At 55.1% G+C, this 15653-nt stretch carries 12 protein-coding genes and 1 tRNA gene; 3 read left to right on the forward strand and 10 right to left on the reverse strand.

The features are described 5' to 3' along the window. Positions 1 to 22 precede the first annotated feature (22 nt). The 4 genes from OPV09_RS02735 to OPV09_RS02750 form a co-directional block, all read right to left on the reverse strand. Positions 23 to 4012, reverse strand: coding sequence for a hypothetical protein (locus tag OPV09_RS02735; RefSeq protein WP_338680459.1), 3990 nt, complete (start codon positions 4010 to 4012; stop codon positions 23 to 25). A 144-nt stretch (positions 4013 to 4156) separates the two neighbouring features. Then, positions 4157 to 5319, reverse strand: a protein-coding gene (locus tag OPV09_RS02740) for an IS3 family transposase (protein ID WP_338682225.1) whose coding sequence is annotated in 2 segments (ribosomal slippage) — positions 4157 to 5064 and positions 5064 to 5319 — 1164 coding nt in all. Because the reading frame shifts where the segments join, the coding sequence is not laid out codon by codon here. Between the two features lie 691 nt (positions 5320 to 6010). Further along, positions 6011 to 7021, reverse strand: coding sequence for a hypothetical protein (locus OPV09_RS02745; RefSeq protein WP_338680460.1), 1011 nt, complete (start codon positions 7019 to 7021; stop codon positions 6011 to 6013). Continuing rightward, complete coding sequence (locus tag OPV09_RS02750) at positions 7018 to 7545, reverse strand: hypothetical protein (RefSeq protein ID WP_338680461.1); 528 nt, start codon at positions 7543 to 7545, stop codon at positions 7018 to 7020. Before OPV09_RS02750 ends, OPV09_RS02745 begins: the two co-directional genes overlap by 4 nt. A 399-nt stretch (positions 7546 to 7944) precedes the next feature. Here OPV09_RS02750 and OPV09_RS02755 point away from each other — a divergent pair, with 399 nt between their 5' ends. Further along, positions 7945 to 8082, forward strand: coding sequence for a hypothetical protein (locus OPV09_RS02755; RefSeq protein WP_338680462.1), 138 nt, complete (start codon positions 7945 to 7947; stop codon positions 8080 to 8082). Positions 8083 to 9293: 1211 nt separating this feature from the next. On the opposite strand, the gene OPV09_RS02760 is transcribed toward OPV09_RS02755, so the two are convergent. The 6 genes from OPV09_RS02760 to petA all read right to left on the reverse strand — a co-directional run bounded on the left by OPV09_RS02760 (position 9294) and on the right by petA (position 13576). Beyond that, positions 9294 to 9369 (reverse strand) — tRNA-Thr (locus OPV09_RS02760). A 26-nt stretch (positions 9370 to 9395) separates the two neighbouring features. After that, positions 9396 to 9908 (reverse strand): ClpXP protease specificity-enhancing factor, encoded by a 513-nt coding sequence (locus tag OPV09_RS02765; protein ID WP_128140997.1) that lies wholly within the window; start codon positions 9906 to 9908, stop codon positions 9396 to 9398. A 111-nt stretch (positions 9909 to 10019) separates the two neighbouring features. Then, on the reverse strand, positions 10020 to 10631 hold the full coding sequence (locus OPV09_RS02770; RefSeq protein ID WP_010394154.1) for a glutathione S-transferase N-terminal domain-containing protein: 612 nt from the start codon (positions 10629 to 10631) through the stop codon (positions 10020 to 10022). Between the two features lie 120 nt (positions 10632 to 10751). Next, complete coding sequence (locus OPV09_RS02775) at positions 10752 to 11516, reverse strand: cytochrome c1 (protein ID WP_034753006.1); 765 nt, start codon at positions 11514 to 11516, stop codon at positions 10752 to 10754. Positions 11517 to 11552: 36 nt separating this feature from the next. Further along, complete coding sequence (locus OPV09_RS02780; protein WP_034753602.1) at positions 11553 to 12965, reverse strand: cytochrome b; 1413 nt, start codon at positions 12963 to 12965, stop codon at positions 11553 to 11555. Positions 12966 to 12967: 2 nt separating this feature from the next. Beyond that, a complete protein-coding gene (petA, locus tag OPV09_RS02785; RefSeq protein WP_072455827.1) occupies positions 12968 to 13576 on the reverse strand; it encodes a ubiquinol-cytochrome c reductase iron-sulfur subunit in 609 nt (202 codons plus the stop codon). A gap of 412 nt (positions 13577 to 13988) precedes the next feature. Here petA and mscL point away from each other — a divergent pair, with 412 nt between their 5' ends. Together mscL and OPV09_RS02795 are read left to right on the forward strand one after the other, a co-directional pair. After that, positions 13989 to 14438, forward strand: coding sequence for a large conductance mechanosensitive channel protein MscL (gene mscL / locus OPV09_RS02790; RefSeq protein WP_034753010.1), 450 nt, complete (start codon positions 13989 to 13991; stop codon positions 14436 to 14438). A 41-nt stretch (positions 14439 to 14479) separates the two neighbouring features. Next, positions 14480 to 15640: a Do family serine endopeptidase gene (locus OPV09_RS02795; protein ID WP_072455825.1), complete on the forward strand. Its 1161-nt coding sequence runs from the start codon at positions 14480 to 14482 to the stop codon at positions 15638 to 15640. Positions 15641 to 15653 lie beyond the last annotated feature (13 nt).

Genomic DNA, 15653 nt, shown 5'->3' on the forward strand with positions numbered 1-15653 from the left:
TTGAGAGTGCTCTATGGCTTAATCAAGAGGTAGTGATACGCTTATTAAGCCGCTTTCGCACAGCCTCTCTTAACGCCACCTTGCCGAGGTCGTCAAGAATAGAGGCAGTAAGGGGGCTGGAAGTCATCAGCAGATGACGCCCAGGATGCCCCGGTTCCAGCAGATCCAAGATTTGATCGGCTGTCCTACGGTCACGTGCTGCCATGGCGCTTGCACCAACTAGCAAAAGTGCGCGCCACTTGTTTGAGCGAGCAACTTCATTAAATAGCTCAAGGACTTGTTCCACAGGGGCGTGGGTACCGACGAGATTTGCCGCTGCGGTCGCAAGAATTGACGGCAGACTCAGCATATACCCAGGTGTTATATGAGCAACAACGCTGGGATAAATGACGTCGGCTTCCGCTAATGCATCAAGGGCATCGAGGCGTATCCAGCGCTTTTGCGGGATATCAACAAGCTTGGTGATTTTTTGTTGGATTGCAGGGCTGCAGCAGTTCGCTGCAACCTTTAGGGTACATTGGCTTAGCTTACGGTCGCTGGTAATGTTGGCAAGATCGATAAGCGTGTCGCCAACCGCATCCGATAGAGGAATGATACCCGCTAAGGCAATGACAGCTTTTTGCGCGATGTCGAAGCTTTCGAATTCGTATTCCTGCGGTTCGGCGCTTGACCAAGTGTCATGGATCAACGCTAACAGCGTTGTTAGGTAATTGGGATGCGGGCGCTTCTCAAGTAAAGTGACCAGCGAGCGACGAACCCGGCTGCTTGGATCGGATGCCATGGCGAGGATTGCAGACGGCAAAGGGTCCGGAAACGTTGGCGCCAAGTGAAGAAGCGCCGCACACCGCGCATCAGCTCGCTGGTGATGGAGTGCCGTCCCGATGAGGGTAGTATCTCCGATAGCAATCGCCGCCTCCGTCGCACTAATGGCATGCGCTTTACTGCTCGCAGTAGCCAGCCATTGGGTGATAGCTGGCGAGGCGTTGCCTCCGCTAGCTATAATTACTGGAACAACGAGGTCGAGCTCATCCGGGCCTAGATGGGAAGCACAACTCACAAGGAGCGAAAGTGTCTGACTCTTGACTTTGCGAGCTTTTTGTTTCCCAGTCGGGAGCGCGGCGAGAATTTCCTGCAATGTCATATTAAGCGCTGCGGTTACGCGCCTCAGTTTGTCGGCTCTGTTCTTTTCAAGCCGTCGCCCACCCCGCTGCATGGCGGTGAGTAGCGTGATTTGTCGAGCCGCCTGGTCACTGCTTACCTTAAACGCAGCGGACAGTGCGTTTGGTGCAACTTTCAACGCCGTCAAAGCAAGCTCGTCAAGCAGATGTACATCCGGGATCGACGAGCTAATCCGGGCTGTGAGCGCTGGTTCCAGCGCTACACACCAATGTTCACGCACCGCCGCCCAGACATTGGTCTCCTCGGGCGTATTTTTGCCCATAGCGAGAATGCTCCGTAGTTCATCTTCGGTTGCCTGCACGGGGGACTTAAGCAAAGCGTTCGCCCAGGCACTGACCAACTCAGTAACGCGCGAGTGGTCGGCAATCGCCATCCAACGCCCTTCGGCGCGAAGCTGACAGACGTACGCGTTGATGAAGACGTTAGATGTGTAGCCCTCGCCGTCATGACTCCACTGCATTGTCTCTTCGGCAGCGTGGTCCCGTTCGCCGTCCTCGATCGCACGCCATTCCTCTAGGCGACTCTGAGTGTACTGTCTGTGATTCCTCGCGAGATCGTCGAGTGCAGCCAGCAAAACACTCTCAAACCCTGCTAGGTTACGTACTGCTCCTGCAGCGACAGCGTCGGCGTTACACTCGAAACCGTTGCCAACCATTTCGTGCGCGGCATCGAGAAAGGCTGTGGTTAGGTTGGGTGCGAAACGGTCGAGACGCTCTACGAAGCCCGTTCCATAGTTCCCTTGGTCGAAACCAAGCACCTCGCGAATAAAACGTGCAGCGATCTTGAGCGATTGTGGACTCGCGGATACAGTATCGTACCAAGCATCGTCAAAGATCGGCGGTTGCCAGTTATCAACGAAGAAGGAAGCGCCCCGCTGAGTCCCTTTCAGCAACCATCGCGCCACGCGGCTTGGTATTGACGAATCGCTTCCCACTTCGGCCGCTAGATCCAACAATGGTGCGAATTTTGAAGCCTGATCCATAAGACTTTCATCCAGCCAAGCATCGATCGCCACTTGGCAGGTGGAGTTAATCTCGAAGGCTTGGTCAGCGTCCTTTCGATCAACAAACGCTCGCGCCGCTTCAAGAACTCTGGCAGCAGTTTCCATACCCCAATTACGATGCGATAGTGGCAGCTGAACGAGCGCGGAGATCATGGTCTCGATCGCAAACTGACTCTGCCCCCAATTATTCCTTATGAAGACCTCAAAACCCTGGCGAACACTCGGATGTGCAAATGCAATGGTGCGCGCCGGCTGCCGAAGATGGCGAGCCGCGACCATTCGGTCCACGTGGCGTTCCAAGTCATCGCCGAGCGTTCTGTCGAGCCCACGCAGGGTGCGTTGTAGAGGGTAAAGCGCGCTGCGGTCGAGCTTGCCGCGTGCCGACAGTAGAGCCCAAACAATGGCAGAGGTTCCGCAAGTATCGATCGATGATAGGGCTCTGACAACAACACCTTCTACTGCATCGCGCCGCGCCAGCTTGAGAATCCGGCGAATAAAGTCGTGGTCGCCCTCCCCGGTATCGGGGCCACTTTGCATGTGGGCGAAATACAGTTCGATCTCAAGTGGCGTCTCAAGTTTATCAAGGACCTCGTTGAGAAACGAATATGCCTTGGTTTGCAAAAGTGGAGGAAGCTGATCCATGCGGTTGTCATGAATCGTTCGGAGTTGACCGTTCCTATACTGGTCAGCATCCAGCTCGACCGACCACATCTCAAGACCCTCACCGACATTGGCGCTCTGCATCATGTCGCTACGGGACGTGATCACGAACTGATGATCCGGCGTGGCTTTGACAAGCAAACGAGGCAACTGCTCGGTCCACGCCTCACTACCCCCACGTAGGCTAAATTGCCCCCACGGATCGTCGACATAGAAGAGCGTCGGTCCGTTGTTAACGACCTTACGCATGCTGGTCGGCGCATCCTCCGCACCAATGGTAACGACTTCTATCGCTCCATTGCCCCGTCGCGCAATATCGCATAGCTTGAGTGCTGCCTGCGTCTTGCCCGTGCCTGAGGGGCCTTTAATCACGACTGCATTTTTCTCATTCAGTAGCCTTAACATCTGATCGAAGTTCATAGGAGGCACGAAATGCTCCAGATTGGCAGAGCTAGCTAGGAACCCGCCGTGTGCTCTTACTGTCGCGAGAAGATCGTCACTTGTCCATTGACCTGGCGTGCTGCCTCGTGTCCGCCGCCTAGCTTCTAGCCGAAGCTTATCAATTAGATTTCTCTGCTCCACTTTAGGGACATGCAACAGGTCCGACATTAGTTCACGGATATTGGATGCGAGCTGATTTTCGGTGAGTTGTCCCCAGATCGCGACGCGGCCTTCGGGCGAAGTCTTCAATATGGCATGAAGGCTCGCAGGGAAGCTTGCCTTGTCGGGGACTTCTTCGAAGCCGTTGACTAGCAGATTGCGAGCTTTCCCCTTGACGTCGGCATTGGTCACAAGCAGATAGCGGGTGTTCGGATCGTCGAGATGATGAAGTGCTTTCTGGCGCCCTCCCTTTTTGTCAGCGCCGTGTTTGAGCAGTGCTTTAAAATCTTCGACGGACCAAGGTTCTCCGCTGTTCATTTTAATTTGGACGACAAGCTTATATCCGCCCGCGACAGTTGCACTGGGCTGCATGCGTCCTGGCACGTAAGGCTCCAAATCCGCCTCAATATCTTCTTCGTTTGCTGGCTCCAGCACAAGGCGCGTAGCTGCATTGGAAATGAGGAGGAGTTGCAGAGCTGCAAGGATCGAGACGTTGAGCTGATAGTCGAAGCCCGCCTGCGCCGCCGCCGCGCCCCGCAAGGGGCGTTTTACTTCCGCGCTATCAGTCAAGGATGTGGCCGACGAGCCGGAGTGCGATTGGTTGGTGTCGCTATGATTATTTTTCGATATCATTGAACACTGAGCGCTTGAAGACGAGGGGAAGGAGACTTTATACTCATTTCGTAATTGTGATATGGACACTTTCTGTAGTGGTCAACCCATCCTGGACACTGCGTTAAGTTTTTCTTCGGCGACGGCCGGTGCCAATCCGTGATTAAACTGATGTGGCCGTATCCAGTTATACCGGTGCATCAGGTAATGGCTGATGTCCCGTTGTGCTTCCTGTGCCGTCATGTAACCAGTTGACGGCAGCCATTCAGTTTTGAAGCTGCGGAACAGCCGTTCCATCGGGGAGTTATCCCAACAATTTCCCCGACGGCTCATACTCTGTCGTATCCGATAGCGCCACAAGCGCTGACGGAATTTTCGACTGGCGTACTGGCTGCCTTGATCCGAATGAAACAGCAGGCCCTGCGGTCGACCTCGCTGCTCGTAAGCCATTTCCAGCGCTTGCACAACAAGGTCGGCGTCGGGCCGTAGCGAGAATGCCCAGCCCACCGCTCGGCGAGCGAACAAATCCAACACCACTGCCAAGTAATACCATCGGCCTTGCGCCCAGACATAGGTGATGTCTCCGCACCAGGCCTGATTTGGCGCCTCGACTGTGAATTCACGATTGAGGTGGTTCGGAATATCGACCCGCTCCACCGTAGCCTGCTTATAGGCATGGCTGCCAGGCTGTTTGCAGACCAGCCCTAGCTCTTCCATCAAACGACTGACTTTGAAGCGGCCAATTGCCGTGCCTTCCTCGCGCATCATGCCCATGATGCTGCGGCTTCCCGCCGAACTGCGACTCTCGACGAACAGCTCGTGCACGCGGCTACGCAATGCCATGCGCTCAACATCAATGTGCCGGGCGCGCTCCCGATGCGCGTACAGGCATGACCGCGCTACGTCGAACACCGCGCAGATCAACTCGATTGATTCGTTACCACAAATCTGATCGATTACCTCGTACGTTCTATCCCTTCCGACATCAAGAGCGCGGTAGCCTTTTTTAAAATGGACTTCTCCCGCTCGAGACGCTCAATGCGCGCTTCGAGTTCCTGTATTCGCTGCTGATCAGGCGTCATTGCCTTACTCTGTGGCGTGATGCCTTGCCGTTCCAACTGAAGCTGCTGCACCCAGCGGCGCAGCACTGATTCGCCGATGCCGACCGAACGGCTTGCCTCCGTATGGCTATATCCTTGATCCAGTACCAGGCATGCCGCCTGCTGTTTGAACTCAGGGGAAAACGTACGTCTTTGCTTGCTCATCAAACACCTCTCCATGGCGAGCATTCTCGCCTAAATTAGTGTCCGGGTACATTAAACCACTACATTCCCAGTCCCATTAGGGACGCGTTGATCAATTCAATTTCTGAAAATTCACCGCTTTAAAAATCAAAGACTTACGAGTTATGATCAAGCGAAAACCCGAATTAATCAGTAGTTCCTTAGGAACAGTCGAATGTTACCTTAAAAATTAGAGCCAGTTTCCATTTTTACATAAGCCTTTGGATTTTTGGCCCTATTTTCGCATGCATTGTTCGCTAATTATTCAGTGCCAGAGCATAATTTCCTATCAAAATTCCAGTAAATTTGTCTATCAGATTTTTGGCACGCCCAGTTGCTTCTAGTTAGCTGCAAGCACTTCAGAACTTTAACCCATCTAGCGACTTGTGTCAGGTGAATTTTCGCCACTACAAATTACTTTATCTTGGTAGTGCAAGTTGATTTATTGCAGTATAAATAATATTTTCATTGTCCATGGCGGGAGAGTAATTAGTTCCACATTTTTAAATTCATATAAAAAGTGGTTTTCACAAAAAGCCGTTGGAACTACTTTTGACTATACATATCTAAATTTAGATGATTTTGAGAACTTGGTTTTTTATGAGGAAATGGTCGTAAATATTTTGTACTGAGTAATTTTAATCGGCATCCTCGAACCCATCCAACGTCGACGTCAACATCTATCCATAAACTGTACCTCCAGCCAACGTTTGAAATGCAATTTTTCGTCCAGTCTACGAAAATTATCCGTGACAGCATCGAATGAGGTCGCGTGGTCGCAGGTGTTTTCTTCAATGAATTTTTTAATGAACTCGCCGAGTTCGCTTGGCGATAACCTGTCCACTGCGTCACGTGCTGCTGTTCGCCTCTTTCGGTCGCTTTCGCTGATGTCATAGCTGTCCAGCCGCTGGCGCGTTTCTTCGACCATATTCTTGGCGCTTGAGCGTGACAATATTTTTTCGACGACTGATGGCAATGGCTTTGCGCCCTCGTTTTCAAGTTGTGATACGGCGTCGTAAACCGCTTTCTCGCCATATTTTTCCACTATAGAACTGGCAAGTTTCTGGTCGAGATCGTTCCAGCAATGGACGCCTGCGATCTTCGCCCTTGGTTGTCGCTTCTTGCTACTGTTCTTGTGCTTGGCTGACGAGCCTGATGGCGCAGTTCTACTTTTTTTAATCTGTATACTCTCTGTACTAGAAAGCGAAATTTCGCTTTCCAGGGCGCCAGATTCGCCGTTGCCGAATGTGATTTCCGACGCTTCTGAACGTTGGAAATTGCGCTCTTCATCGGCCCACTTGGACACGATCTTAGCCAAGAGATCCAGATCGATCCGGTATTCAAGTCGGCCTCCATTGCGCGAGCGCCGCTCCTGAAGCACGCCGAGCTTTTTCGCTGCCTTTCGGGCTTTCCCTTGGTGTGACCGAGTCAGGCCCGTTTCATACTCAAAACTTTGGTCGATTTCCCATCGGGGTGAAATCATCTGATTATTATCATCCCTATCTGCGAGAATTTTTTTGAACCACCAGCAACCGTTCCCAGCTTTTCTTTGAGTGTATTCAGCCTGACGCAACCATACGGCCGTCGTTGTCCCCAGTTTTCGCGCGTAGAGAGAGTCAAGCGCGATGATTATGCGAGATGGGGCGCGAGAGTCCGCATGTTTTTGATAATTACCTGACGTCATTCGCACACCTCATCAAAGAAAAGCTCAGACTGGTTCGATGTCGCGTACTGCTCACGAAATTGCTGCATAATTTGTCGTACTCGCCGCGGGGTGACGCCAAGGGCCCGTGCAAGATCCGCAGTCGACTTTCCGCTAACAAAACTGGCGATTGACAAGGCCTTAGAACTTTTGGATTGATCTGAAGGTGGAGGGAAATCGTCGTCGGACACTGCTGGCGCCTCCAGATCGGTGATGATGCTGCGTGTACTGTCACCAAAATGTTCGTCGCTGTCGATGGAAACAGCAAACGTGTGTGCGCCCAGCTGACGGAGCATTCTTTTCTCCAGGTGGCCAAATACGAACTGGCACAGGGTGCCTTTGGCTGGGTCAAATACCTGAGCTTTTTCCAGGATTATTTCGCGTCCTTCCTGGATGATGTCGTCCGGTGCCACGCCGTGTTTTGCGGCCTTGATTTTGACTTGGGCCGTGTGTCCCCAGGGGAACGTAATAGCAAGCTGCGCTATTTCGTTGGTGCTAAAAAACATGCCATCCTCCTTGATCCAATATGCATACAGGTACGAGTAAAACGTAACCACGGTTGTGTGCGAATAGACGAGGAAGTGTTCTCATCTGCCCGGTCGCACCCGGGTACTGCATTGCATGCGGATCGACCTGATGGATCGAGTCGTGAAGCTGCTCACGAAAGGTCCAGGCAGACGCAGAAGAGTTGAGGATGGAATGGGGCGGAATAGGAATTGCCCAAGATGGCGATGCTGGGCGCGCTAGCGTTGGTGGACAGGCGTATAGGTTCCTGCCCTGGTTGGCGTTGGGATTACGTTGCAGATGGTTGACCGAGATGACACATCGTGAAGATCACGAAACGTCAGGCGTATACACGAGAAGATTCTGGGATACGGTAATTACTGATATGCCAAGAGTTGCTGATGTTGAGCGTGTTCAACCGAGCAATCGCCAAGCGTTTGCTGGAAGAAGCGTCAGAAGCTGACGATTTTGTGAACTGCTTTGTTGCTTACTTTTTACAGGAAATTGCATTTACAATAAGGCCGCATGGCGACACTTAAATCATATCACTCCAATTTCTCTGTGGCAACGTCATTTTGATCGCAGCGTCTGCAGGGGGCAGGGACAGGTATCAGTGCCTCAAGGTCATGCTTGGAAACTTGTTGACAGGCAATATATGTTGCTTCATGATGCTGATTCGCTCTGCGGAATGGCCAGGGATTTACTTCCTGAAAACTGAAATATCTACCTCAACACACAATGCCCGCTATGGTGGGAATTGCTCTTCAAGTAACGCCAGTTTGAATGGCGCACCATTTCTATTTCGTCTCTTGACTGACCAACGAACTGCTTTCTACCTCGGTCCAGCAGAACAATGAGCGACGCATAGCAGACGCCATCGACGTGTCACAAGCGGAGCATCGCCTCCAGCACCCGGCAAGCCTGTTTTTCTCATCCTGACGCTTCTCCTCATCAGCTTTAACTGGTCGTGTGTCGATCCAACACATGAGCCAGGCCATTGGCCGGACGACGTTTGCCGTCCCCATCTCTGAATCTGAAAAACCGGTGTGGCGCCACCAATGACCTGTCTCTTTTGCAGGTAGCGCGACGCGGGAGACCGCATGGCAGTTGTGCCCGGTGCCTGAAGCCGGGTGGGGGACAAGCGCCGAAAGGCGCTTGCGTATTGACTGCACGTCAGGGGTGAAGTCGATACGGAACAGTATTCTTGGGCTGGGGCAGTGCCCTGGCGTTGTCGGACATGTGCCTGACAATGTGGCGCTGACCATTGAGGTTGGCCTGTTGTCCGGCGCTCAAATTTCGAGGCGATGGATGGATCAGCAACAACCGCAAGCAGTACAGCACCTGATGGCAGGTGCTCAATCTTGGCTGGGCTTCATGCCGCTTGACCTGGAACGGCGGACACATGTCGATACCGCATGTGCTGCTTACCACTTGGGGAGAAAACCGCAGACATTGCGGGTATGGGCGTCCGCCGAAAATGGACCTCTGCGACCGGTTCGGGTGAACGGCCGGCTGGCCTGGCCGGTAGAGGCTATCCGGCGCATTCTTGGTGCTTGAGAGATGGGCGTCGCACCTGTGCATGCGATGTATTCGATAAGAGCCCTTTTTGGCTCCTTGATCGCCTGTGCATGGTGCGACAGGCCGCTGGCCCTTCCGGCTTGATTGATCAAGTCGGGTTACACAGGGGTTACATGGCATCCAGAAAGCAAAAAGCCCAATCCTGAGGATTGGGCTAAGTGCTTGAATTTATTGGTGCCGACTGCCGGTTTCGAACTGGCCACCTGATGATTACAAATCAACTGCTCTACCAAATGAGCTAAGTCGGCAAAAACTGCGCGTTGCGAATTATACGCTATTTAATGCGTGTCAGGGTCGGGCGGCCGCCTTTTTTTGGTGGCTCGTCGTCGCCTGGTGTGGCGCTGTCGCGTTGTTCGGGGGAGCTGGTCGGCACGGATGACAGGGTCGGGGCGCTGGCGGTGGGGGCGAGCACTGGCGGCGGGACGTCGGCGGAGGCCGGGCTGTCCGTTGGTTGCGCGTCGGGGTCATCATTGCCGAGCACGGGCTCGAAAGCCATGCCCTGGCCGTTTTCGTTGGCGTAGATGGCCATCACGTTGTCGACCGGCACGTAGATTTCGCGCGAGACGCCGCCAAAGCGGGCGTGGAAGCGGATGGCGTCGTTGTCCATCTTCAGGCCGCTGGTGGCGCCGAAGCTGATGTTGAGCACGATTTCGCCCTTTTTCACGTATTCCATCGGTACCGTGGTGCGCGAATCGACTTTGACCGCGAGATAAGGCGTGTAGCCGCTGTCGGTGCACCACTCGTAGATGGCGCGCAGCATATAAGGTTTGGTTGAGATTTCAGACATGGTAGGCACTGTGAGGCGGGAGCGCCCCCACAAGGCGGGCGCACCGGTAATTCAAAAGACTGGCTGCTGACGCAAGAGATCCCGGCAAGCGCGGCTTGCCGGGAATATCTTTTAACGACGCATCACTTTCTCAGACGGAGTGAGTGCTTCAATATAGGCTGGACGCGAGAAGATGCGTTCGGCGTATTTCATCAGCGGTGCGGCCGTCTTCGACAGTTCGATGCCGTAGTGGTCCAGGCGCCACAGCAGCGGCGCGACAGCCACGTCGAGCATCGAGAATTCGTCGCCCAGCATGTACTTGTTTTTCAGGAACAGTGGCGCCAGGGTCGTCAGGCGGTCGCGGATTTCCGCGCGTGCCTTGTCGTGGGCCTTGTCGTTGCTCTTGGCGCGTTCGCTTTCCAGCACGTGCACGTGCACAAACAGTTCTTTTTCGAAATTGAACAGCATCAGGCGCGCGCGGGCACGCATCAGCGGATCGGCCGGCATCAGTTGCGGATGCGGGAAGCGCTCATCGATGTACTCGTTGATGATGTTCGATTCATACAGGATCAGTTCGCGCTCGACCAGGATAGGCACTTGGCCATACGGGTTCATGGTCGAAATGTCTTCCGGTTTGTTGAACAGGTCGACGTCGCGCACTTCGAAGTCCATGCCTTTTTCAAACAGAACCAGGCGGCAGCGTTGCGAAAATGGGCAGGTTGTACCCGAATAGAGAACCATCATTTTTTATAGTTCCTTAGAAACAAAGGGGGTGAAGCCGCGAACGGCTCACCCCAGGTCGCTTGTCCACTCATGCGGACAACGCAGAAACAGGCATAAACCGGCCTATGGCCGGCGCCTCACTTATTTGACTTCCTTCCAGAACGACGCGTTAAGGCGCCATGCCAGCAGAGCAAAGACCGACAGGAACAGCAGCACCCACACGCCCAGGCGCTTGCGTGTTTGCTGTGCCGGTTCGGCCATCCACTCCATGTAGCCGACCAGGTCGGCTACCGCATTGTCATACTCGATCTTGTTCAACGTACCTGGCTTGACCTGCTCGAAGCCGGTAAATTTGTGGATCTTCTTGCCAGCTTCGTGCGGATCATTCTCTTCCACGAACTTGGCAGTCTGGACACCTTGCAATTCCCATAATACATGCGGCATGGCAACATTCGGCACGACCATGTTGTTCCAGCCGGTCGGACGAGTGTCGTCTTTATAGAACGTACGCAGGTAAGTATACAGGTAGTCGCCGCCTGTGCCAGCGGAAGATGATTTCGCGCGCGAAATTACCGACAAATCGGGTGGTACGACGCCAAAGAAGGCCTTGGCGTCCTGCGCTGCCAGGCTTGTCGTCATCAGGTCGCCCACTTTATCACTGGTGAACAACAAATTCTGCTTGATCTGGTCTTCCGTCAAGCCCAGGTCGCGCAGGCGGTTGTAGCGCATCGACACGGCAGAGTGGCAATTCAAGCAATAGTTGACGAACAATTTGGCGCCATGCTGCAGCGCTGCCATGTTGGTCTGGCGGTCAGGTGCCTTGTCCAGCGGAAAGCCGCCTTCGCTGGCGAGAGCCATGGCGGGCACGAGTGCCAGGATGGCGAGCAGTTTTTTTGCAATCTTCATATGATGTATGTCCTTTGAGCGTGGCGTGAGAGCGGCTTAGTGCGGGTGGAACGTCACACGCGACGGCACGGTCTTGAACTTGCCCATGGCACTCCACCATGGCATCAGCAGGAAGAAGCTGAAGTAAATCAGGGTGCACACTTGCGACACGATGGTTTTCGCATCCGTTGGCGCCTGGGTCCCGAGGTAGCCGAGGATCAGGAACGACAGGCCGAAGATGGCATAGATGTATTTGTGCCAGGTCGGACGGTAGCGGATCGATTTCACCGGCGAATGATCTAACCATGGCAGGAAGGCCAGGATCACGACGGAGCCGCCGAAGAACACCACGCCCCAGAATTTCGCGTCCAGCACCTGCGGCAGCATGCCGATGATGGCGACGATGGCGATGCCGGCGATGACCGACTTGACGATCGTCGACAGGCGCGACTTGAGCCAGATGAACACCACGTAGGCAGCCACGACACCCATCAGCACGTACATGAAGTCGGCCGTGGTGGCACGCAGCACCGAGTAGAACGGCGTGAAATACCAGGTTGGCGCGATGTGCAGCGGGGTCTTCAGCGAGTCGCCTGGCAGGAAGTTGTTGTATTCCAGGAAGTAACCGCCCATTTCCGGCGCGAAGAAGACGACGGCGCTGAAAATGACGAGGAAGATCGATACGCCGAACAGGTCATGCACGGTGTAGTACGGATGCGAAGGAATCGAATCGACCGGGTGCCCATCGGCGCCCAGGTTTTCTTTCACTTCGATGCCGTCCGGATTGCTCGAGCCGACTTCATGCAGGGCGATCAAGTGCGCTGCAACCAGGCCCAGCAGTACCAGCGGAATGGCGATCACGTGGAAGGCGAAGAAACGGTTCAGGGTCGCGTCGGAAACAACATAGTCGCCGCGGATCCACAGCGACAGGTCAGGGCCGATCAGCGGGATGGCGCCAAACAGGTTGACGATCACTTGGGCGCCCCAGTACGACATCTGGCCCCATGGCAGCAGGTAGCCGAAGAACGCTTCGGCCATCAGGCACAGGAAGATGGCGAAACCGAACAGCCAGATCAGTTCACGTGGCTTGCGGTACGAGCCGTACAGCAGGCCGCGCGTCATGTGCAGGTAGACGATGATGAAGAAGGCCGAGGCGCCCGTCGAGTGCATGTAGCGCACCAGCCAGCCCCACGGTACTTCGCGCATGATGTACTCGACGGAGTTGAAGGCCAGGGCCGCATCCGGTTTGTAGTGCATGGTCAGGAAGATGCCGGTGACGATCTGCAAGACCAGTACCAGCATGGCCAGCGAGCCGAAGATGTACCAGAAATTGAAGTTTTTCGGGGCGTAGTACTTGCCCCATTGGTCGTTCCACAGCTTGGTCAGGGGAAAGCGGTCATCGACCCAGCCCAGCGCTTTTTCGGCGACGGGAGCGTCTGCCGGGAATTTCGTCTCTTTGAAAGCAGCCATGATCAAGCCTCGCCTTTCTCGTCTTTACCTATCAGCAATTTGGTGTCGCTCAGATACATATGACGCGGCACTTGCAGGTTGTCCGGCGCCGGCTTGTTCTTGAACACGCGGCCAGCCATGTCGAAGGTGGAGCCGTGGCAAGGGCACAGGAAGCCGCCTTCCCAGTCATCGGGCAGCGACGGTTGCGGGCCGGGGGCAAATTTCGAGGAAGGGGAGCAGCCCAGGTGGGTGCAGATGCCGACGGCGACGAGGATTTCAGGCTTGATCGAGCGCGCCTCGTTCATGCAGTACGGTGGCGTAAATTCGTCGGGGTTGCGTTGGGAATTTGCATCGGCGACTTTGCCGTCCGTCTTTTTCAGCGACGCGATCATTTCCGGCGTGCGCTTCAGGATCCAGACCGGCTTGCCGCGCCATTCGACGGTGCGCATTTCGCCGGGTTGCAAGGTGGTGATGTCTACTTCGACCGGCGCGCCAGCCGCTTTCGCGCGCTCCGACGGCTGGAAGGTGCTTACCAAGGCTCCCGCGGTTGCCAATCCAACTACACTGCCCGCCGCGCACGTGGCGACGAGCAAGCCGCGACGGCCTGAATCGACCTGCTTTTCGTTACTCATGCAAACCCCAATCAGTCAAAATGCGAATCTTTATTATGAGTGGCAGCCGCGAAAAACCCGTCGCCGAAGCTCTATCCCACTGATTGCCGCGATCCGCATCTTTGTACGGTAACGTGGCAACATCCCTGCGGAACTTCGGCCAATGGCGCAGCCCGTGCCAGTTTCTTGTTGATTATCCGGAAGTGAAAAAGCCACTTCTGGCAACCGCAAATTATAAGTGAAGCAAACAACGAATAAAACAAAAACGTTGCTTGTACCATAATTTATATACTTTTGCAGGAGGTGGCTAGTTCTTTCGAACTAGATGCGCATGGCTGTGCCGGAATTGGTCCTGCCGGCAACCACAAGTTGGTGTCCCCAGGAATCAATAGTATGATCGGCATGTTTTTATATCTATCCGAAGGAGAAATTCATGGCAATGATGCAAGAATTTAAAGAATTTGCAATGAAGGGTAACGTCGTCGATCTGGCGGTCGGTGTCATTATCGGTGGTGCCTTCGGCAAGATTGTCGATTCGCTGGTGCAAGATGTGATCATGCCACCTATCGGCCGCATTTTCGGCGGCCTCGATTTCGCCAACTACTACCTGCCCCTGAATGGACAAGCCACCACCCTGACCCTGGTGGAAGCGAAAAAGGCGGGCGCCGTGCTGGCCTACGGTAACTTCCTGACCATTCTGCTCAATTTCGTCATTCTCGCCTTCATCATCTTCCAGATGGTACGCCTGATGAACAAGGCACGCCGCAGCGAACCGGTCGCGCCGGCAGCGGCACCGGCCACGCCGGAAGACATCGTGCTGCTGCGTGAAATCCGCGACTCGCTGCAGAAGAACGGACAGAATAGCAACGATCTGGCAAAATAAGTCGTTCCGGCACGGGCCGGCTGACCTGGGCAGAGAACTGTATGCGACGATTCTGGTTATTGTTTGCGCAAACCGTGACGATCGCGTTGGCGCTGTACTTTGTGTACGGCGCGCTGCGCCCGGCCAGCCGGGTACAGCAACTGGGCTCTCCCGCGAAACCGGTGCCCGTGGTGGAAACGGCGTCGAGTAGCCTGGCGCCCGGCTCCTACCGCGACGCGGCGGCGCGCGCCATGCCCGCCGTCGTCAACATCCTCACCCTGCAAGTACCCAAGCGCGGCGCCCATCCGCTGGCGCGCGATCCCTTCTTCAAACGTTTCTTCGGCGACCGCGACCCGGACGACGGGGATGACGACGACTTGAAAAACAGCCTTGGCTCAGGTGTCATCGTCAGCCATGAAGGCTATGTGCTGACCAACAACCACGTGGTCGAAGGCGCCGACGAAATCGAAGTGGTGCTCACCGATGGCCGCAAGGCGCCGGCCAAGGTAGTGGGCCTGGACCCGGAAACGGACCTGGCCGTCATCAAGATCGACCTCGACAAGCTGCCCGTCATCGTGCTGGGCCAGTCGGAACTGGCGCGTGTGGGCGACGTGGTGCTGGCCATCGGCAACCCGTTCGGCGTGGGCCAGACGGTGACCATGGGCATCATCTCCGCCCTGGGCCGCAACAACCTGCACATCAACAGCTTTGAAAACTTCATCCAGACGGATGCGGCGATCAACTTCGGCAACTCGGGCGGCGCCCTGGTCGATACGCGCGGCAATCTGATCGGCATCAATACGGCCATTTACTCGCAAAGCGGCGGCTCCGTCGGCATCGGCTTTGCCATTCCCGTCTCGACGGCCAAGACGGTGATGGAAGCCATCATCAAGGATGGCCATGTGGTGCGCGGCTGGATCGGCGTGGAAACGCAGGACATCACGCCCGAACTGGCGCAAAGCTTCAACTTGCAGCGCACCAGCGGCGCCATCATCGCCGGCGTCGTGCGCAACGGCCCGGCCGACAAGGCGGGCATCGTGCCCGGTGACATCCTGCTGACGGTGCAAGGCAAGCCCGTGGGCGACACGACGGAAATGCTGAATCTGATCGCCCAACTGCCGCCCGGCGAAAAAGCTAAAATGACGGTGCTGCGCAAGAATCGCGAAGCGGCACTCGACGTGATGGTGGGCAAGCGCCCCATCCCGAAAGAGCTTTCCAAATAGTTGCTGATCGGAA

Origin of the sequence: Janthinobacterium sp. TB1-E2 (genome assembly GCF_036885605.1) — a bacterium.
GTDB lineage: Bacteria > Pseudomonadota > Gammaproteobacteria > Burkholderiales > Burkholderiaceae_D > Janthinobacterium > Janthinobacterium aestuarii.